Raw genomic sequence first — 19,753 nt, 5'->3', positions numbered from 1 at the left:
TTTCATTCTGACGCAATTCCTCAGGGAAAGCGCTACGCGGTTTCCCGGGAAAACCGCTTCGCACTTTTCCTGGAATTGCTTTAGGCATCCATAGACGCATAACAAGCATGGGCGCTGGTCCATTCGCGGAGGAATTCATGGCTTTGAGCGACCTCAACCCGGTCGAACGCAACGAGGAAGGCATCGCTGCCGTGCTCGGCATCCTCAAGCAGCGGCTCGGCGAACGGTTCCAGACCGGCGAGGCCATCCGCTCGCAACACGCGCATACCACCACCTACATTCCGACGCAGGCGCCGGACGGAGTCGCCTTTCCCGAGACGACGGCCGAGGTGCAGGAGATCGTGCGCGCCTGCGCCGCGCACCGCGTGCCGGTGATCGCCTTCGGCGTCGGTTCGTCGCTGGAGGGGCACACCAACGCACCGGGCGGCGGCATATCGGTCGACACATCGCGCATGAACCGCATTCTTGCGGTCAATCCGCAGGATCTCGACTGCACGGTCGAGCCCGGCGTTACCCGCGAGGATCTGAACCGGCATCTGCGCGACACTGGCCTGTTCTTTCCAATCGATCCGGGCGCCAATGCCTCACTTGGCGGCATGGCGGCGACACGCGCATCCGGCACCAATGCGGTGCGCTACGGCACGATGCGCGAGAATGTGCTTTCGCTGACGGCCGTCATGGCCGACGGCGAGACGGTGACGACCGGCAAGCGCGCGAAAAAGAGCTCGGCCGGCTATGATTTGACGCGGCTGCTGGTCGGCTCGGAAGGCACGCTCGGCATCATCACCTCGCTGACCTTGAAGCTGCAAGGCATCCCGCAAGCGATCTCCGGCGGTGTCTGTCCGTTTCCGAGCGTCGAGGCGGCCTGCAACGCGGTCATCGCGACGATCCAGATGGGCATTCCGGTGGCGCGCATCGAGCTGGTCAACGCCTTGCAGATGCGGGCGATGAAGAATTATTCGAAGCTCGACTATCCCGAGAGCCCGTGCCTGTTCGTCGAGTTCCACGGCAGCGATGCCGGCGTGGCCGAGCAGGCCGAGACTTTCGGCATGATCGCCGAGGAGAATGGCGGCGGACCGTTCCTGTGGACCAGCGTTGCCGAGGAGCGCACGAAACTGTGGAAGGCCAGGCACGACGCCTATTGGTCGTCGCTGACGCTGCGGCCAGGCGCCAAGGGCCTGTCGACCGATGTCTGCGTGCCGATCTCGCGCTTTGCCGAATGTGTCATGGAAACCGAAGCCGATATCGCCGAGATGGGCCTGATCGCGCCGATCGTCGGCCACGCCGGCGACGGTAATTTTCACGTGTTGGTGCTGATGGACGTGAACGATCCCAAGGAGATCGCGCAGTCCGAAAAATTCGTCGCGCGACTCAACATGCGAGCAATCGCCATGGATGGCACCTGCACCGGCGAGCACGGCATCGGCCAAGGCAAGATCGGCTTCCTGCGCCATGAACTCGGCCACGGCGTCGACATCATGCGCACCATCAAGCAGGCTCTCGATCCGCAAAACATCATGAATCCGGGCAAGATATTGCCGGGGATAGACTGAAGGGGATCCGATCCAGCGACGAACCGAGTGATTGCCTACTTCTCCTGTGCGCCCTGAACAAGGGTTTGCAGCATAGGGCGGGTTGGCGCGAAGAAAGTCGTGCCGGTGTGCGGCGTGGAGAAATCAAGCAGCCGGTCGTAGGCGCCCGGCGGCTCACCGACATACATACGCTGCAGCATCTTCTCGGTCACCCAGAGATACCTGGAATAGCCGATAAAGTAGGTGCCGAACTCCTGCTGTCCCGGCCGGCCGAAGGGCATGTTGTCACGCAGGATGTCGTATTCGTTGCCGTCGGCATCTTCGATGGTGGCGAGCGACTTGTGCGACTTGCGCGGGGCGTCGTCATCGTCGATTTCGATGTTATCGATCTTGGTGCGGCCGATGATCTCTTCCTGGAGCGGTGTCGGGGTTCGCGCCCACGCCTGGAGATCGTGCAGGTATTTCTGAACGACGACATAGCTGCCTCCGGCGAAGTCAGCATCCTCATCGCCGATGAGCGCTGAGGCCGGCAGATCCAGCCCGGTCGGGTTGGCCGTGCCGTCGACGAAGCCGAGCAGGTCGCGCGCATCGAAATAGCGAAAGCCCGAGACTTCGTCGACGACGTTCACGCCGTCACCGAGATTGTCGAGCAGAATGCGCTCGAACTCGAAGCACATGTCGGGACGTTCGGAGCGGATGTGGAAAAGAAGGTCGCCGGCGGTCGAAGGGGCCGAATGAACAGCGCCCTTGATCGGCGCGAACGGTTTCAGTTCCAGCGGCCGCCGATCTGGAGAAAGACGATCCCAGAGATCGCGGCCGATGCCGGCAATGCACGAAAGCCGTCCCGAAAGGTCACGGAATCCGACATTCTTCACCAGATCATCAAGTTCTCCGAGCACGGAGGCGACCTTGGCGAGCGCGCTCCGCTCGTTGGCGACATTGACGACAAGAAAGACCGCCGAAAGCGACAGCGGAGCGTCGATACTTTGCGCATCGATCGGCACGCGATCCCAGTTCTTGCCCGACATCTAGATTCTCCACTTCGCCGGGATTTGTTTCAGATCACCGGACATCACGCAACACCGTATGAATTGCCTCTTTATCGACACGCGGATGCGGGTAGAGTGCGGCAGAATTTCAATCAACCTGTTCGGAGCTGATGCTCGCTCGCCTGTTCGTGACCTTCGGTGGCCTTTTTGTGCTGGTGCTCTGTGCGGCGCTGGTGGTGCCGTATTTTGTCGACTGGACTAGCTACCGCGCCGATTTCGAACGCGAGGCAAGCGCCATTCTCGGCCGCAAGGTGACCGTGCGGGGCGACGCCACGGCCAGGCTGTTGCCGTTCCCGTCGGTGACCTTCGCAAATGTCGCCGTCGCCGGCGGCCCCAACGGCCAGCCGGCCATGACCGTCGAGACGTTTTCGATGGATGCGGAACTCGCACCCTTCCTGCGCGGTGAAGTGCTGATCTTCGACATGCGGCTGGTGCGGCCGAAAGCGACCATCGATATCGCCAATGATGGCACGGTCGACTGGGCGATGCGGCCGTCCTCGCCGTTCGATCTCAACCAGATCTCGATCGAAAAGCTGACGGTGACGGAAGGCCAGGTCGAGCTGCGCCATGCGGCCGGCGGGCGCAGCCATCTCATGTCCGAGATCAACTCGACCATTTCGGCCAAGTCGCTGGCCGGCCCGTGGCGCATGGACGGCACGCTTCGGCTGGACGGGTTGCGCACCGCGGTCGCGGCCTCCACCGGCAAGGCAGAAGGCACCGGACAGATGCGGCTTCGGCTGAAGGCCGATCCCGATGCCTATCCGCTGGTCATCGAGACCGACGGCAATGCCGGCATCGTCAATGGGGCGGCCGTCTATTCGGGCCAGTTCAAGATTTCAAATCAGGACAAGAATGGCGCCGACAAGAACAGCGCAGAGCTGCGTGGCACCGATGGCGAGACGGTGAAGGTCTCTGGCGGCAAGCCCGATCCGGGCTTTCGCCTGAACGGCAAGTTTTCGCTCGACCATCAGAAGTTGGGCGTCGACGAATTTCGCTTCGAGACCGGGCCGCTCGACAATCCCTACACCGCCGACGGCAAGGCCTCGGTCGATCTCGGGCTAAAGCCGAGCTTTGCCATCGAAGCCAGTGGCGCTCAGGTGCAGCTCGACGAGGCCGTGGGTGCGCAAGCTGGTGCCGGCCTGACATTGGATCAGCGCATTGCAGGGCTGGAGCAGGCTTTGCTCGATCTGCCGAAGCCGACCATTCCCGGTACCGTCGAGGTCAAGCTGCCAGCGGTGGTGGCCGGCGACACCACGGTGCGCGACGTTCATCTTTCCGCCGAGCCGGTCGATGGCGGCTGGTCGGTGAAATCGCTTGCAGCGACCTTGCCCGGTCGCACCAGGCTGGAAGCCGATGGCAAGGTCTTGCTCAATGTGGAGGGCCATTTCGGCTTCAACGGCTCGTTGCTGCTGGCCGTGGCTCAGCCTTCGGGTTTTGCAGCGTGGCTGTCGAAGGACGTCGACGAGGCGATCCGCCGTTTGCCCTCTGCCGGCTTCAAGGCCAAGGTCGACCTCTCCGAAAGGCGGCAAGCCTTCAGTGATCTCGAACTGATCCTGGGCAAGGCGAAGTTTTCCGGCCGCATCGATGCTAGCCAACCTGACGATGCCAAGCCGTCGGTGCTGATGCGGCTCGAAGGCGGCGAGCTCGACGTCGACGGGCTGGCGGCCTTTGCCTCGATCTTCGTCAGCGACAAGGGCGCCAATCGCTTTGCCGACCGCGACCTCGATTTCCAGATCAAGGCAGGGCCGGTCAGCGCCGGCGGGCTGACCGCCGACACAGTCGATACCGCGCTGAGGTTGCGCGACGGGCTACTCGAAATCGACCGGCTGTCGGTGGGCGGGCTGGCCGGCGCCTCGATCAGCGCCACCGGCAGGATCAAGGATTTCCCGGAACGCCCGACCGGCAAGCTCGACGCCTCGGTGGTTGCCGTCGACCTCAAGCCATTGATCGACGTCGCCGCCCAGCATTATCCCGACAGCGCCGTGCTCAAGGGACTGGCAAGCCGTGCCGCCGCCTATCCCGAGCTGTTCCAGGATGCGCGCGTCGACCTGGTGGCGAGTGCCGCCGACAATGGCGACGGCACCTCGGGCCTGGCGGTGAGCGGGCAAGGGAAGGCCGGCGGGTCGGCTTTTTCCGCCTCGCTGTCGGGAAGGGGGGCGGGGAACAAGCTTCTCGAAGCGCCGGTGGCGCTGACCTTCAACGCCAAAAATCCTGACGCCACTGCGCTGCTGGCGCTCTACGGCCTGCCGGCGCTGCCGCTTGGCATGCTGGGCGAGGCAAGCACGGACATCCAAGCCAAGGGCACGCTTGGCGGCGGCCTGGCGACGAGTTTCAGCCTTGCCGGTGACGACTTCAAGGCCGGTTTCGAGGGGACGATCGCCGATACGCCGCAAGGCCTCGCCGCCAAGGGCAAGCTTAGCCTCGACGCCGCCGACATCGAACCATGGCTGATGACATCAGGCATCGGCCTGCCAGGCATGGGGGCTGGCATGTCGACGTCGCTCTCCGCGCAGGGTGATTATGGCAACGGGCTGCTGGTGCTGGACGAACTCAGCGGCGCCATCAACGAAGCGGCGGTGTCCGGCGACGTCAATGTCGACGTCAAGGACGGCGTGCCGCATCTGGCCGGAGCGCTGGTGCTCGACGAACTTGATCTCGATCCGATGGCGGTGGCGCTGTTTGGCGATTCCGCCTTTCTTGCCGACAAGGAAGGGGCCGATAAGGGGGGGGCGTGGCCGGCCACGCCGATCAGCCAGAAATCCAGCCTGCCGTTCACTGCCGACCTCGATCTGACGACGGCAGCCCTTGCCGCCGGTCGGTTCGCCACCGCCTATGATGCCGCCTTTTCGCTCAAGCTCGACCAGGAAGGTATTCGCGTTTCGGATCTCAAGGCGAAATTGCTGGGTGGCGCGCTGACCGGCCTGTTCGAGCTGAAGAACAACGATGGCACCGGACTTTTCACTGGGCAGATGAAACTGGCCGGCGCCGATCTGGCGACCATGCTGCCGGATGCCGGCATCAGCGGCAATGGTGATTTCTCGACGGCGCTGTCAAGCAGCGGCAAATCGGTCGAAGGGATGGTGGCCGCCTTGTCCGGCTCCGGTACGGCGGCGTTGAGGGGCTTGCAGGTCGCCGGCGTCAATCCCGATGCGTTCAGTGCATTCCTCGCCAAGGCGGATGCGATCGGGCGCGATATCGATGCGGCCAAGACCGCCGGCTTCGCGCCTGAAATCGCCGCCGACGGCAGTTTTGCCGCCAAGGACACCGATGTCGCCTTCACGGTTGCTGGCGGTATGCTCAGGGCGCCGCCGGTCAACCTCGAGAATCCGGCAGCGACCTTGTCCGCCGACATTGAGGCCGATCTCAATACCAGCAAGATTTCCGCCAAGGGGACGATCGCCTATCGGCCGGGCGATGAAGCCCTGGTCGGCTCCGAGCCGACGGTGAATTTCACCGCCGAGGGGCCCCGCGGCGCGGTGAAACGAGAGTTCGACAGCGAGCCGCTGGCGCAGTTCCTGACCCAGCGCGCGCTGGAAAGGGAGCAGCAGCGTGTCGAGGCGATGCAGGCCGAATTGCTCGAAAAGCAGCGGCTGCGGCGCGAGGTACGCTACTACGCGGCGCTGCAGGATGAGCGTGACAAGGCCGCCGAGGAATTGCGCAAGCAGGAGGAAGCAGCGCGGCTTAAGGCCGAGGCTGAGGCGAAGGCCGAAGCGGATGCGCAGGCGAAAGCCGAGGCCGACGCCAAGGCCCAGGCTGAAGCGGATGCGCAAGCGAAAGCCGAGGCCGACGCCAAGGCCCAGGCTGAAGCGGATGCGAAGGCGAAGGCGGATGCCGACGCGAAGGCCGCGGCCGAACAGCAGGCTGCCGACGAGGCCGCCAAGGCGCAGGCCGATCAGGAGCGGCAGAAGGCGGAAGAGGCGATGCGCATTGCCTCGCCGCAGGAGAAGGCAAGGCTCGAGGCTAAACGCAACGCCGCACAGGCTCCGAAGGTGGAGCGTGCGCCGCTGCCGGAGGCTCGCGACAACCCGCCGCCGGCCAAGCCGAAGTCCAATCCGTTCACCATCGACAATCTGCTGAAGTCGCTGCAGTAGGCAGCAGGAGGCTTTTCCCGTCCTGGGATAGTCTCAGAGAACGAGCAGTTCGGCGCAGTCGGTGACATAGCGGGCGTGGCGGAAATCTCGGACGGTCAAGAGTTTGCCGTCCTGCCAGGCCAGCAGGATGAAATAGGATGGCCGCGCCGCTGGATCATCGCTGTCGCGGACGAGGGCTGCCGGCCTGCCCTCGATAAAGCCCGCCACGAAACGCCAATCCTGCACCTGGGAATAGTTGTGGAAGTAGGTGCCGACCTCCTGGCGACCATTCAGCCGCGTCCTTGCCACCAGCTCCAGCCGCACCTCATCGGCCAGCATGTCGCGCACGGCGTCGAAATCGCGGGCGTTGAACCGATCGATGTAAGCATCGAGCAGCAGACGCTCTGCGCCGCTCAATCTCGGAACAGGGCGGTCGTCCGGTTCGTCCGCAAGATGGCGCAGCCGATGACGACCACGATGCAGCGCCGCCTTTATGGCGGGGATGCTGGTGTCGAGCGTGGCGCTGATCTCCTGCAGTGAATAGCCCAGAACGTCCATCATGATGACGCTGCTTCGCTGCGTGACGGGAAGGCGCATGAAGGTATGAAGGCCGGCCGCCGCGGCCTGACGGGCGGCAGTGGGGTTTGCCGGATCGACGATCATGTCCAGGTCCTCATCGGAAAAAGACTTTTCACGGGCTCGCCGGCGCAGGAAGTCGAGCGCCGTATTGTGGGCGATGCGGAACAGCCAGCCCTCCGGATTGGCGATCGGGCCGGTATTCGGCAGCGCCTCGAATGCCTTGGCCAGGGTTTCCTGCACCACGTCTTCACCGTCGATGACTGAGCCCGTCATGCGGGCGCAGTAGCGGTGCAGCTTTGGACGCAGTTCGCCGAACAGGCGGCTGAAGACTTCGCGTTGTTGGACGTCAATGGTGATGTTCATGCGTACCGTGTTCCACCTACTGGTCGAGCATACGGTAGCTGCCCACAACAGTCATTTCCTCGCTGTGTGGACGCTCGATGCAGCGATCCCTGATGCCAATCTGAAAGGCCTCGAATGCCGCCAGCCCGGTGATGATATCGGCATGGGCCTCGGTTTCCGTCTCGACCAGATGGACAAAGGTCCCGTCGTCGGAACGCCATGTCATGTAGCGAACGCCGTCCGGCGATTTTTCCCGCAGCTCATGGAATACGCCCTTGACCAGCCGTTCATTCTCGTCGGCCCGTTCCGGTTTCGTCTTGTAGCGTATCAGGAGGCGTTTCATCGCAGTTGTTCCTCTTCGTTGCCCCATGCTCATGTCCGAGACGTTGCGGCGAAGCCAAAGGATTCCGGGTGACGGGAAAATAGCTCTTTCCGTGCATCTGGGCTTCACGCCCGATCGAGCTGCCGCCTCAACATCGGTTCGATGCGCGACAGCTCGTCGAGATGTGCCGCCGATAGCTCGGCCAGACAATCGTCGGCGCGCTCGGTCAGCTGCAGCAGCACGCGGCGATGATCGTCCTTGTCCTGATTTCTAGCGACCAGCCCTGCCTCGCAAAGGCGGTTGACCAGCTCGACGGCGCTATGATGGCGAGTGCGCAAGCGTTCGGCCAGATCGCCAACCGTCACCGGCCCGCCGCCGGGGAAACCCTTGATTGCCAGCAGCGCCTGATGCTGGCGCGGCGTCAGGCCGGCGCCTTCCGCCTGGATTTGGCTGAATTCGAGAAAGCGGCGGATCAGGTAGCGAAACTCGGAAAGCCGCTGGTAGTCGGCCTGGCTGATGGCAGGGCGTGGTTTTTGTGGCGGCGACATATCAGACATGTGTTCGTTTTCCGACGAAAACTCAAACGGATTTCGGGCGAAACCGGATTGAACAAATATATCGTGTTACGATACATAGCCACCGACAAACCCGGCTGGCCTTTCGACCGTGCCGCAACCACATACGGCCCGCCGCCAGGAAGCAAAGCCCGCCATGAAGATCCACCACTCGAACCCGGAGCATCTGCGTGATTTCACGACTGATGCCAGGGTGCTGCTTGTTGCCGCCATTGCGGTGGTCGTGGCGACGGCCGGACTGGTTGCCGGCATCGCGCTATTGAAGCTGATCCGGCTGGCCACCAACATCGCCTATTTCGGCCAGTTCACGCTCGCCGACCTGAGACTCGAAGACACGCCGCTTGGCTATGCCTCCGTCATCGTCCCGGTGATCGGCGCGCTGATCATCGGCCTGATGGCGCGCTTCGGCAGCGAGAAAATCCGCGGTCACGGCATTCCCGAGGCCATTGAGGCGATCCTGCTCGGGCGTTCCAGGCTCGATGCCAAGGTGGCGATCCTGAACCCATTGTCGTCGGCGATTTCGATCGGCTCCGGCGGGCCCTTTGGCGCCGAGGGTCCGATCATCATGACAGGCGGCGCGATCGGCTCGCTGATCGCGCAGATGCTGCCGGTAAGCGATACCGAACGCAAGACGCTGCTGGTTGCAGGTGCGGCGGCGGGAATGACCACGGTCTTCGGGACACCGATCGCCGCCATCATGCTGGCCGTTGAACTGCTGCTTTTCGAATGGACCCCGCGCAGCTTTATTCCGGTGGCGGTCGCGGCAATCATTGCCCAGGTCGAGCGCACCATGCTGCATCTGCCCGGACCGATCTTTCCGTTTCAGGGCGGTATGGAGGTATCCTTTGTCGGCCTTGCCGGCTGGGTGGCGATCGGGGTCGCGGCAGGCCTGTTGTCGGGGCTGCTGACGCAGATGGTCTACGCCTGCGAGGACGGCTTCCAGAAGCTGCCTATCCACTGGATGTGGTGGCCGATGCTGGGTGGTCTGGTGGTCGGCATAGGCGGGCTGATCGAGCCGCACGCGCTCGGCGTCGGCTATGACAACATCACTGACATGCTGGACGGCCGCACGATCGCGACCGCGGCATTCCTCCTTCTGGTGGTGAAGGCCATCATCTGGTCGGTTGCGCTCGGCTCGGGAACGTCGGGAGGCGTGCTGGCGCCGCTGCTGATCATGGGCGGGGCGATGGGGGCGGTGCTGGCCGGCGTTCTGCCCGCGGCGGATCCGGGCTTCTGGGCACTGCTGGCGATGGCCGCCACCATGGGCGGCACGATGCGCGCGCCGTTGACAGCCACCTTCTTTGCCGTCGAACTGACCGGCAATACGCATATACTGGTGCCGCTGATCGCGGCTTGCGCCGCGGCGCACGCCGTCACCGTGCTTTTGATGAAGCGGTCGATCCTGACCGAGAAGATTGCCAGAAGGGGACACCATCTGGTTCGCGAATACCGTGTCGATCCGTTCGCCTCGACCAGAGTGCGCGAGGTGATGACATCTGAGGTCGAAAGCGTGCCGGCGACGATGACGCTGCATGGCGCAGCAGCCTTTCTGACCGCGCCGGAAACACGGCATCCGAGTTTTCCGGTGGTGGATGAGAACGGGCATGTTCTGGGTCTCATCGATCCGCCGGCGATCCTGCGCTGGAGACGTGCCGGCAGGCACCGCACCACGACGCTTGGCGAGCTGCTTGCTGGCAGCAAGGTGACGCTGGCCTATCCGGACGAGTATCTCGAAGGCCTCTCCGACAAGCTGTTGATGGCCAATGTCTCCCATCTGCCAGTCGTTAGCCGTGAAGGCCTGCGACTGGTCGGTTATGTCGGCTGGAAGGATCTGATGCGCGTGAGGTCGAGGAAGCAGGCCGAAGAGCGTGACCGCTCGACCTTGCTAGGCTTCGGCACAAGACGCGGAAAAAAGGCAGACGTGGTCGAAAGCCTCTAGAAATTCGTTCCGCGTTTCACCCACTCGAGCACATAAAGCCTTAGCGCCGAGGACAGGTTGGTGTCGCGAGGCCGCGTCTCGTCGACTTCGGCGACAAGAGCGGCGAGCGTCAATTGCCGCGTGGCCGCGATCGCGACGAGGTCGTCATAGAAGGGTTTTTCGAGCGAATAGCTGGTGCGGTGACCGCGAATGGTCACCGAGCGCTTTTCGACCGCGCTCACTGCGGAGCGCTCATTGCTCGCTTTCGACGCCGGATGGCTCGCGGCGGTGACCAGCGACGAATTTCTCGGCCTGGTCGGCGACCAGGTGGTCGCGTTGCTTCTCACCTTTGGAGCGGCCGTATAACGCCCGGTTCTGTTGGGCGATCCGCACCTTTTCGTCCCGCGCCCTCTGCTTGCGAGCCTGGCGGAGATTGACGATATCGGCCATGGCGTTAACTGCGGGCTTATTTCTTGCGGAAGGCGTCTAGCGAGACCACTTCGGCGCCCTTGGTGGCGGCGTCCGCCGCCGCAGGCTTCTTCTCCGCCTCGGCGGCAGCCTTCTTTTCGGCCTTCGGCTTTTTCTCGGAGACGATGGTCAGCGGCTCGGGTGTCGGTGTTGCCGGTTCCTCGTCGGGCTGAGCATCGGTCTTGACGTCGAATTCGAGCTCGAAATTGACCGAGGGATCGTAGAAGCCGCGCACGGCCGAGAACGGGATTTCGAGTTTCTCCGGCACGTCGGAGAAGGACAGGCCGACCTCGAAGCCGGTGTCGGTCACCTTCAGGTCCCAATACTGGAACTGGATGACGATGGTCATCTGCTCGGGATAGCGCTCGCGCAGACGCGATGACACGCGCACGCCCGGTGCACCGGTCAGGAAGGTGATGAAGAAGTGGTGGTTGCCGGGGAGGCCGGTACGCGCGACTTCGGCCAGGACCTTGCGCATGACGCCGCGCAACGCCTCCTGGGCCAGAATGTCATAGCGAATGTGGTCGTCGGCCATGTGGTGGTCGGGTTCCGTTGAATCGTCCGCATAGCTGTAATCAAGCTTTAGGGCGGCGTAAACCTGATATAGACCGCCACCGCACCGATACGAGGACTATTGCCACCGATTTGATCGCTCAGGCGCCGGCGAGCGCGGTCTGCTTCTCAACCGATGCCGGGGAGCGGCGCTTGCCAAAGGCGCGCAGGAAGGTGCGCACGCCATTTGTCGCGGATTGCACCACTTCATCCTCGCGCGGCGAGCCGCCAAGCATGAAGGTCGTCTGCAGTTCGGCATTGACGAGGCCAAGGAACTGGCGTGCCGCCACATCGGGGTCCTCGATCGCAAGGTAACCGCCATAGGCGAGGCGGGCAAAGCGGGCGGCGATCGCCGGCCATGTCCTGCCCGGTCCCTGTTCGCGCCACTCTGCAAACAGTTCGGGATAGCGCTCGCCTTCGGTCTGGATCAACTTGCGCAGGAATTTTCCGTCACGGCTGCAGATGCAGTTCTGGTTCAAGCGAACGGCAAAGCCAATCAGATCCGCTTCGAGATCCTTGGGCTGATCGGGGAAGGTAGCGATGGTGGCGAAGATGCCGGCATTGCAGCGTTCGGTCAGATCACGAACCACCGCGACGAACAATTTCTCCTTGTCACCATGATGATTGTAGATGGTCTGGCGCGAAACGCCGGCTTCGGCTGCGATCAGATCGATGTTGGCACCAGCGAACCCTTCGCGGCAAAACACGGCAGCTGCGGAATCGACGATCGACAGACGCTTGGCCTCATGGCCGCGTGGCGGGAAAGTGTCAGGAGAGACGTGCAGCTTCATAAAAAACTATATAGAGGTGATTGACGAATTAGACAAGACTGTCTAAATTTGTGGACATAAAATGAAGAGATTTCGCCCGCAGAGACGAACAAAATTCGCTCTTGAGGTGTCGGAATCTCATGGGATGGAACGTCCTAGGTTAGACGTCGCCCGCGGCGGCAACCAGTCTTGAAAGAAGCCCTTATCATGAGTCCCAAATTCCTCCGCATTGCGGTCGTGCTCGGCCTGTTGTCCGCCATCGGCCCGTTCGCCATCGACATGTATCTGCCCGCATTGCCGTCGATCGGCGCCGATCTCAACGCCGGCACCGCTGCCGTACAGATGAGCCTGTTGATCTTCTTCCTGTCGATGGGCTTCGGCCAGATTGTCGTCGGGCCAATCTCAGACATGGTCGGCCGCAAGCTGCCGCTTTATGGCGGCCTTGCGCTGTTCATGGTTGGCGGCATCGGGTCGGCCATGGCGCCCAACATCGAATGGCTGATCGCTTTCCGCTTCCTGCAGGGGCTTGGCGCCAGCGCCGGCATGGCGGTGCCGCGCGCCATCGTGCGCGACCTGCATACCGGCAACGAGGCCGCCAAGCTGATATCCTTGCTGATGCTGGTGTTTTCGGTGTCGCCGATCCTGGCGCCGCTGACCGGCAGCCAGATCATCGAGAATTTCGGCTGGCGCGCCGTGTTCTGGACCGTGACGGGTGCGGCACTGCTGGCTACCATCCTTTTGGCAACCTCGCTCAAGGAGACGCGCCCGGCGGAAGAACGCGTCGGTTCCTCCTTCGGCACCGCGCTTGCCGGCTACCGCTTCCTGATGGGCGACCGCAACTTCCTTGGCCTTGTGGCGATCGCCGGCTTCGGCATTGCGAGCTTCTTCGTCTATCTGTCGAGCTCGTCCTTCATCCTGATCGATCACTACGGGCTGTCGCCTTCGGTCTACAGCGTGTTCTTCTCGATCAATGCGGTTGCCTTCATCGGCATGTCCCAGTTGACGGGATTGCTGGCCGAGCGGTTCGGGCTGCGGCGCGTGGTGCGCGTCGCGGTGACCGGCTATGCCACGACGATGGTGGTGCTGTTTGCAGTGATGGCGACCGGCATCGACCGGCTCGACGTGATGGCGGCACTGCTGTTCGTCGGCTACGGCTTCCTCGGTCTGGTCATCCCGACCACTTCGGTGCTGGCCATGGAAGAACATGGCGAGATCGCCGGCACGGCTTCGGCGCTGATGGGCACGCTGCATTTCGCCATCGGCGCGCTCGCCATGGGCGTTGCCGGCGTGTTCTTCGACGGCACGCCGCTGCCGATGGTGGCCGGCATCACGCTCTGCGCGGTGATCTCGTTCACACTGGCCAAGGTCACGCTCGGCCGTTCGCGCGAGACGGTCGAGGCACCGGCGGAATAGGCAAGCGCAAACGCATGAAAAAAGGCCGGGTTCGTCCGGCCTTTTTTATGCCCGCAGGCCAGCTACGCCGAGGATGAAGCGGACACGCTCCTCAACCGGAAGCTGCCGTTGCACGTGACGCAGAATCGAAGGAGGAGGGGAGAAGTGGAGGTTTCTGTTGCCAGGTACCTCCGAACCCCGCCTAGAAGTGCGAACCCCTAGGGCTTGAATTGAAGCTATCGCACCGCTTACGCGGCGAGACGTGCTTCCGCATAGTTGTCGTTTGCAACTACAGGTTTAGCCCGATAACGGTGGTACTATGCCGGGCAAAAGTACGATCTTTACACCTTCGTCGATCCTATTTCGCCCCCAGCAAAAACCGCTCTGTCGCCAACAGCGGCTTTTGGTGGAGGCGCCGGGTACCGCCCCCGGGTCCGAACGGCTTATTTCATCGCCCATTTATCGCCATAGTCGGTCAAGCCGACAAACTGAATATAGGGGCCCATCGCGAGAAATGAAAGGCCGCAATGGCACTTTGTCCCGTGTCAAACCGCGTCTCCAAAGGGTTGACTTGGGCGCGGTCTCCACCGAAGCTTTGCTATGGTGAGGAGTTATCGACCTAGCGCACACGTTGCAGCAGCGCGCCACAACCCTCATCGATCGGATCCGTGGCGCCGACGAGGGGAATTTTGATGGCCGACTATCTTGCAGACGTGAAGAAATACGACGTTGGCGCCAGTGCGGATGCGGTCGAAAAGATCGTAAAGCATCTGGGGATTGCGCTCAGGAACCGCGATTCCTCGCTGGTGTCCTGCACCGACCCGAAGGAGCTTGGGCGCGTCAGGGACAACTGGGTCGCCAAGAAACTCGGCATCAGCGACGCGGCGAAGGCCGATGCGGCAATCGAAAAGACCTGCAAGGCAATGTCTGCCGACAACACCAAAAGCCGGGTGACTTTCTACTACCTGGTTGCGAAGGATTTGGGCAAGCTCGGCTCCCTCTGACGATCGCGAGTCAATTTGCGGAGGCTGGCGCGAGCCTTGCGCCAGCCGATGATGTTGTTGGGGACTGGCGACCTTCGGGCAGGATTTACACTGCTTTCTGGTGTTCGGCCGCCTGTCCGTCAGCTATGATGGCTGGACAACCGAATCGAGCCGGAACCGATGCGCCAATATCTCGACCTCCTGCAGCACGTGCTGGATAACGGTGCCGATCGCGGCGACCGTACCGGCACCGGAACGCGCTCCGTCTTCGGCCACCAGATGCGTTTCGATCTGGCGCGCGGCTTTCCCGTCACCACCACCAAGAAGCTGCATCTCAAGTCGATCATCCATGAACTTCTGTGGTTCCTGGCCGGCGACACCAACATCAAATACCTGACCGACCATGGCGTTTCGATCTGGGACGAATGGGCCGACGAGAATGGCGACCTCGGCCCGGTGTACGGCAAGCAATGGCGCTCCTGGCCGGACGGCCATGGTGGCTCGATCGACCAGATTGCAAACCTTCTCAAGGAGATACGCAAAAACCCTCAATCGCGGCGGCTGATCGTTTCGGCATGGAATCCAGCCGAGGTGGAAGCGATGGCGCTGCCGCCCTGTCACTGCCTGTTCCAGTTCTACGTCTCGGAAGGGCGGCTTTCCTGCCAGCTTTATCAACGGTCGGCCGATATCTTCCTCGGCGTGCCGTTCAACATCGCTTCCTACGCCTTGCTGACGCTTATGGTGGCGCAAGTGACCGGGCTGAAGCCCGGCGATTTCGTCCATACGCTTGGTGACGCGCACCTCTATTCCAACCATTTCGAGCAGGCGCGCGAACAGTTGCGGCGCACGCCGAGGGCGTTGCCGACGATGTGGATCAATCCAGAGGTGAAGGACCTCTTCGCCTTCCGCTTCGAGGATTTCCGGCTGGAAAACTACGTCGCCGACGCGTCGATCAAGGCGCCGATCGCGGTCTAAACCCCTGCGCTTTACTCAACCCTGAAATCAGGCGCCGATCAGTCGATGCTGGCCATCACGTCCGACGCGTTGTCCACCGACGGGCTCTTTGGTGATCGAGCGGTGACGATGGCGCCGCCAATGTCGATCCCGGGATGCGAAGTGGTGCTGCCGGGCCTTCCCTTGTTATATTCGCGCGGATATATCGGTGGTCAGGCTTCGAGCAGATCGGATTCGAACCAGGGAGAACTTTCCATGACGCGCAATGGTTTTGGACTGAGGGTGATCGCCATCGGCGGTCTTGCGGCGACGTTGATGACGGCGGTGCCGGCAGCACATGCGGAAGACAAGGTGGTGGTGTTTGCCGCAGCCAGCCTCAAGGACGCGCTCGATGCGGTGAACAAGGCCTGCGAGGCCGATGTCGGCGAGGCGGCGACGGTCTCCTATGCCGCAAGCTCGGCGCTTGCCAAGCAGATCGAGAGCGGGGCACCAGCCGACGTCTTCATCTCGGCCGACCTCGACTGGATGAAATATCTCTCCGACAAGAAGCTGACCAAGCCGGACACCGAAGTAAAGCTGCTCGGCAACGAGATCGTGCTGGTGGCGCCGAAGGACTCAGCTGTTGAAACCAAGATCGAGAAAGGTTTTGACCTCGCCAAGCTGATCGGCGACGGCAGGCTCGCCATGGGCGACGTCAAAGCGGTGCCGGCCGGTAAGTACGGCAAGGCCGCGCTCGAATCGCTCGGCGTCTGGTCCTCGGTCGAGGGCAAGGTGGCGCAGGCCGAGAATGTGCGCGCGGCGCTCAAGCTGGTTTCAACAGGTGAGGCAGCCCTCGGCATCGTCTATGCCACCGACGCGCACGCCGAAAAGGGCGTCAAGGTGGTAGGCACCTTCCCGGGGGATTCGCATCCGCCGATCATCTATCCGGTTGCCCAGATCGCCGATTCGAAGGACAAGGATGCGCCGGCTTTCCTGAAATGCCTGCAGTCGCCGAAGGCCGGTAGGCTGTTCAAGGATCAGGGTTTTACCGTGCTCGCACCGAGCAACTGAGTTTCCAAGGGGCTTCATCTCGCAATATGAACTGGCTTCTGGACCTCACTCCCGACGAATGGAATGCGGTCCGGCTGTCGATCAAGGTGGCAACGGTGGCGATGCTCGCCAGCCTGCCGCCAGGCATATTGATCGCGCTGCTGCTTGCTCGAGGACAGTTCTGGGGCAAGACCCTGGTCAACGGGCTGGTGCATCTGCCGCTGATCCTGCCGCCCGTGGTGACCGGCTATCTGCTGCTGCTGACCTTTGGCCGGCGCGGGCCGGCCGGCGCCTTCCTGGCCGACCATTTCGGCATTGTTTTCTCCTTTCGCTGGACGGGTGCGGCACTGGCTTGCGGCGTCATGGGCTTTCCCCTGATGGTGCGGGCGATCCGGCTGTCGATCGAGGCGGTGGACCGCAAGATGGAGGCGGCGGCGGGAACGCTCGGCGCCAACCCTCCCTGGGTCTTCGCAACCATTACTTTGCCGCTGATCCTGCCTGGGCTGATCGCCGGCGCCATCCTGTCCTTCGCCAAGGCGATGGGCGAGTTCGGCGCGACCATCACCTTCGTCTCCAACATTCCCAACGAGACGCAGACATTGCCGTCGGCGATCTACACCTTCACTCAGGTGCCGGGCGGCGATGAAGGGGCGCTGCGGCTGACGCTGATTTCCATCGTCATTTCCATGGCCGCTCTGGTGGCTTCGGAAGTGCTGGCGCGGCGTGTCGGCCGGCGGATGGACATCGAATGAGCGTTCTCGTCGATATCGGCCATCGGCTGGGCGGATTTGCCATCGACGCCCGCTTCGAAAGCGCAGGGCGGCTGACAGCACTGTTCGGACCGTCGGGGTCGGGCAAGACGACGCTGATCAACATGATCGCCGGGCTGATCCAGCCCGACAAGGCACGCATCGAGGTCGACGGCCGCGTGCTGGTCGACACCAATGCTGGCATCTTCGTGCCGAAGCACAAGCGCCGTATCGGCGTGGTTTTCCAGGATGCGCGGCTGTTTCCGCATATGAGTGTTGCCGGCAATCTGCGTTACGGCCGCTGGTTCACGCCGCCAGCGGAGCGCTATGCCGATATGGATGCCGTCATCGACCTGCTTGGCATCGGCCCGCTCATGAACAGGCGACCGGCAAAGCTCTCGGGCGGCGAGAAGCAGCGTGTGGCAATCGGCCGGGCGCTGCTTGCCAGCCCTGGATTGCTGCTCATGGACGAGCCGCTGGCCTCGCTCGACGAGGCGCGCAAGGCCGAGATCCTGCCCTATATCGAACGGCTGCGCGACGAGACGAAAATCCCGATCGTCTATGTCAGCCACTCGGTCGCCGAGGTGGCGCGGCTGGCAAGCGACGTGGTGATGCTGGCGCAAGGCCATGTCATCGCCAGCGGTCCGACCGAGGCAGTCATGCAAAGGCTCGACCTGTTGCCGGCGGAAGAACGCGGCGAGGGGGGCGCCGTGCTGGACACCAGGGTGCTGCGTCACGACGAGACTTTCGGCATGACCGTGCTCGGATCGGCGGCTGGTGAGATCCGTGTGCCACGGCTGGCGATGAAGGCGGGGGCGGCTGTGCGCATCCGCATACGCGCCCGCGATGTGATGATCGCCACCGAACATCCGGCAGGGCTCAGCGCGCTCAACATCCTGCCGGGAACCATTACCGCGATAAGCTCCGGCGAGAGCCCGGCGGTCGACGTCGGCATCGACTGCAACGGCGCAACCGTGCTTGCCCGCATCACCGAACAGTCGCGGCGGACGCTGAAGCTTCATCTCGGAGGCAAGGTTTTCGCGGTGGTCAAGACGGTGAGCTTCGACCGGGCCAGCACCAGCGCCGGCCTGCCCGGTGAGGCGGACGGATGATCGTCGCTATGTCTTTTTGGAATAGCGGTTTCGCCGGGAAGTCTCTAGTATGGGATTGGGCGTGACTGCGGAGGAGAAAAAATGCCGTCGTTGAGCTTGCGGATAAATCTCGATCCAGACGGGCGCATCGGACCGGGCAAGATCGAACTCCTGGAGCAGATCGCCGCCTTCGGCTCGATCTCGGCCGCCGCACGCGGCATGGAAATGTCCTACAAGCACGCTTGGGACCTGGTGGAGGACATGAACCGGGTATTCGGCAAGCCACTGGTGGCGGCACAGACCGGTGGCCGCAAGGGCGGCGGCGCGCAACTGACGGGCGCGGGGCTCGCCGTGGTCAGCCGCTTCCGCGCCATCGAGCGTGCGGCTTCGGCCGCTGCAGCGACACATATGGAGGCGTTACAGGCGGAGATTGATGCGGGTTAGGGGAGGGCAGTAGGCAGTAGGCACTAGTCCTGTTCACTAGGCTTGCGAAGCAGATAGGTGTCCATGATCCAGCCCTTTTTCCGGCGGGCTTCTTCGCGGGTTCTCTCAATCTCGGCGCCGACGTCACCGAGTCGGCCAGAGATGAGAATCTCGTCCGGCGTGCCGAGATAGGCGCCCCAATGGATGACAGCGTCCTTGTCTTCCAGCGTATTGAAGGCGCATTTGCCGTCAAGCAGGACGATTGTGCTGCCGGAATTGTCGGCCAAGCCTTCCTCGGTCAGGCGCCGGCCGGTGGTGATGAGGACGGAATCGCCGATCCGGTTCAGCGCCATTTTATGGCTGGCGGCGAGCGCCTGAATGGCGGTGATGCCGGGTACTACCTCAAGCTCGAACGCCACGTTACCTCGCAAGCGCACCCGCTCGAGGATGCGCAAGGCGCTGTCATAGAGCGAGGGATCGCCCCAGATCAGGAAGGCGCCGCAGCCATCCCCGGCAATCTCGTCGCGGATCAGGTCCTCGTAGATCGAGGCGATGGCTTCATGCCAGGCATCGACCGTCGAGCGATAGGAGGGGGCCGGCCCATCTTCTACTGGTCCATCTTCTGCTGGCAGGTCGCGCACCGGAACGTCGAATTCGACGCGGCGTGACTTGGGGTTGGTCACGAAGCGGTCGCAGATCTGGCGGCGCAGGTCGGCAAGGTCGTTCTTTTTCGCGCCCTTGTCGGGAATGAACAGCACGTCCGCCTGGTTCAGGCCTGATATGGCCTGCACGGTCATGTGGTCGGGATTGCCGGCGCCGATGCCGATAACGAGAAGCTTGCGCATGGAGCGAACTCCTGCCCGATCGGAACCTGTTAGTCCAGACCAATTGGGCTTACCCGCGGATACGGAAGGGCTTTGAAACGCCACGGTGAAACGGCTAGGGTCTGTAAGCA

General features: G+C 62.7%; 19 protein-coding genes and 1 other RNA gene. 10 read left to right on the top strand and 10 right to left on the bottom strand.

Annotation, left to right across the window (positions count from 1 at the left end; genetic code table 11):
- Positions 1-137 precede the first annotated feature (137 nt).
- The gene (locus NKJ89_RS13635) at positions 138-1,553 is read left to right on the top strand and encodes an FAD-binding oxidoreductase (protein ID WP_352603055.1); all 1,416 of its coding nucleotides are present in this window, start codon (positions 138-140) and stop codon (positions 1,551-1,553) included.
- 35 nt (positions 1,554-1,588) lie between these two features.
- Here the strand turns inward: NKJ89_RS13635 and NKJ89_RS13630 are convergent, their stop codons facing one another.
- Complete coding sequence (locus tag NKJ89_RS13630) at positions 1,589-2,560, bottom strand: Dyp-type peroxidase (RefSeq protein WP_352603053.1); 972 nt, start codon at positions 2,558-2,560, stop codon at positions 1,589-1,591.
- 131 nt (positions 2,561-2,691) lie between these two features.
- Here NKJ89_RS13630 and NKJ89_RS13625 point away from each other — a divergent pair, with 131 nt between their 5' ends.
- On the top strand, positions 2,692-6,672 hold the full coding sequence (locus NKJ89_RS13625; RefSeq protein ID WP_352603051.1) for an AsmA family protein: 3,981 nt from the start codon (positions 2,692-2,694) through the stop codon (positions 6,670-6,672).
- Between the two features lie 33 nt (positions 6,673-6,705).
- Here the strand turns inward: NKJ89_RS13625 and NKJ89_RS13620 are convergent, their stop codons facing one another.
- The 3 genes from NKJ89_RS13620 to NKJ89_RS13610 all read right to left on the bottom strand — a co-directional run bounded on the left by NKJ89_RS13620 (position 6,706) and on the right by NKJ89_RS13610 (position 8,451).
- On the bottom strand, positions 6,706-7,593 hold the full coding sequence (locus tag NKJ89_RS13620; RefSeq protein ID WP_352603049.1) for a sigma-70 family RNA polymerase sigma factor: 888 nt from the start codon (positions 7,591-7,593) through the stop codon (positions 6,706-6,708).
- Positions 7,594-7,609: 16 nt separating this feature from the next.
- Complete coding sequence (locus NKJ89_RS13615; protein WP_352603047.1) at positions 7,610-7,915, bottom strand: hypothetical protein; 306 nt, start codon at positions 7,913-7,915, stop codon at positions 7,610-7,612.
- A gap of 104 nt (positions 7,916-8,019) precedes the next feature.
- Positions 8,020-8,451: a MarR family winged helix-turn-helix transcriptional regulator gene (locus tag NKJ89_RS13610; RefSeq protein WP_352603045.1), complete on the bottom strand. Its 432-nt coding sequence runs from the start codon at positions 8,449-8,451 to the stop codon at positions 8,020-8,022.
- A gap of 154 nt (positions 8,452-8,605) precedes the next feature.
- Between NKJ89_RS13610 and NKJ89_RS13605 the strand changes: the two genes are divergently transcribed.
- Positions 8,606-10,408 (top strand): chloride channel protein, encoded by a 1,803-nt coding sequence (locus tag NKJ89_RS13605; protein ID WP_352603043.1) that lies wholly within the window; start codon positions 8,606-8,608, stop codon positions 10,406-10,408.
- Here NKJ89_RS13605 and NKJ89_RS13600 read toward each other — a convergent pair.
- From NKJ89_RS13600 to NKJ89_RS13585, 4 genes are all read right to left on the bottom strand, one after another.
- Positions 10,405-10,629, bottom strand: coding sequence for a ribbon-helix-helix domain-containing protein (locus NKJ89_RS13600; protein ID WP_352603041.1), 225 nt, complete (start codon positions 10,627-10,629; stop codon positions 10,405-10,407). The genes NKJ89_RS13605 and NKJ89_RS13600 overlap by 4 nt on opposite strands.
- A gap of 10 nt (positions 10,630-10,639) precedes the next feature.
- Positions 10,640-10,837, bottom strand: coding sequence for a DUF4169 family protein (locus NKJ89_RS13595; protein ID WP_352603039.1), 198 nt, complete (start codon positions 10,835-10,837; stop codon positions 10,640-10,642).
- 16 nt (positions 10,838-10,853) lie between these two features.
- On the bottom strand, positions 10,854-11,390 hold the full coding sequence (locus NKJ89_RS13590; RefSeq protein WP_023757062.1) for an SspB family protein: 537 nt from the start codon (positions 11,388-11,390) through the stop codon (positions 10,854-10,856).
- A 118-nt stretch (positions 11,391-11,508) separates the two neighbouring features.
- Positions 11,509-12,198, bottom strand: coding sequence for a TetR/AcrR family transcriptional regulator (locus NKJ89_RS13585; protein WP_352603037.1), 690 nt, complete (start codon positions 12,196-12,198; stop codon positions 11,509-11,511).
- 186 nt (positions 12,199-12,384) lie between these two features.
- On the opposite strand from NKJ89_RS13585, the gene NKJ89_RS13580 reads away from it, so the two are divergent.
- Positions 12,385-13,590 (top strand): multidrug effflux MFS transporter, encoded by a 1,206-nt coding sequence (locus tag NKJ89_RS13580; RefSeq protein ID WP_352603035.1) that lies wholly within the window; start codon positions 12,385-12,387, stop codon positions 13,588-13,590.
- Between the two features lie 143 nt (positions 13,591-13,733).
- On the opposite strand, the gene ssrA is transcribed toward NKJ89_RS13580, so the two are convergent.
- Positions 13,734-14,093: a transfer-messenger RNA gene (ssrA, locus tag NKJ89_RS13575) on the bottom strand.
- A gap of 168 nt (positions 14,094-14,261) precedes the next feature.
- Here ssrA and NKJ89_RS13570 point away from each other — a divergent pair.
- The 6 genes from NKJ89_RS13570 (at position 14,262) to NKJ89_RS13545 (ending at position 18,819) form a co-directional block, all read left to right on the top strand.
- Positions 14,262-14,573 carry a DUF2853 family protein gene (locus NKJ89_RS13570; protein WP_352603033.1) on the top strand — a complete coding sequence of 104 codons (312 nt, stop codon included), beginning with the start codon at positions 14,262-14,264 and terminating at the stop codon, positions 14,571-14,573.
- A 159-nt stretch (positions 14,574-14,732) separates the two neighbouring features.
- Positions 14,733-15,527 (top strand): thymidylate synthase, encoded by a 795-nt coding sequence (locus NKJ89_RS13565; protein ID WP_352603031.1) that lies wholly within the window; start codon positions 14,733-14,735, stop codon positions 15,525-15,527.
- Positions 15,528-15,761: 234 nt separating this feature from the next.
- Complete coding sequence (gene modA / locus NKJ89_RS13560) at positions 15,762-16,556, top strand: molybdate ABC transporter substrate-binding protein (protein WP_352603029.1); 795 nt, start codon at positions 15,762-15,764, stop codon at positions 16,554-16,556.
- A 26-nt stretch (positions 16,557-16,582) separates the two neighbouring features.
- Positions 16,583-17,287 carry a molybdate ABC transporter permease subunit gene (gene modB / locus NKJ89_RS13555; RefSeq protein ID WP_352603027.1) on the top strand — a complete coding sequence of 235 codons (705 nt, stop codon included), beginning with the start codon at positions 16,583-16,585 and terminating at the stop codon, positions 17,285-17,287.
- On the top strand, positions 17,284-18,396 hold the full coding sequence (gene modC, locus NKJ89_RS13550; RefSeq protein WP_352603025.1) for a molybdenum ABC transporter ATP-binding protein: 1,113 nt from the start codon (positions 17,284-17,286) through the stop codon (positions 18,394-18,396). The genes modB and modC overlap by 4 nt, the downstream gene beginning before the upstream one ends.
- Positions 18,397-18,477: 81 nt before the next feature.
- Positions 18,478-18,819 carry a winged helix-turn-helix domain-containing protein gene (locus NKJ89_RS13545; protein ID WP_023757072.1) on the top strand — a complete coding sequence of 114 codons (342 nt, stop codon included), beginning with the start codon at positions 18,478-18,480 and terminating at the stop codon, positions 18,817-18,819.
- A 23-nt stretch (positions 18,820-18,842) separates the two neighbouring features.
- Here the strand turns inward: NKJ89_RS13545 and cobF are convergent, their stop codons facing one another.
- Positions 18,843-19,643 carry a precorrin-6A synthase (deacetylating) gene (cobF, locus tag NKJ89_RS13540; protein ID WP_352603024.1) on the bottom strand — a complete coding sequence of 267 codons (801 nt, stop codon included), beginning with the start codon at positions 19,641-19,643 and terminating at the stop codon, positions 18,843-18,845.
- Positions 19,644-19,753 lie beyond the last annotated feature (110 nt).

This window comes from Mesorhizobium sp. M0047 (genome assembly GCF_040323315.1).
Taxonomy (GTDB): Bacteria; Pseudomonadota; Alphaproteobacteria; order Rhizobiales; family Rhizobiaceae; genus Mesorhizobium.
Note: the sequence above shows the minus strand (reverse complement) of the source record. Positions and strands in the feature narration are given on the sequence as shown.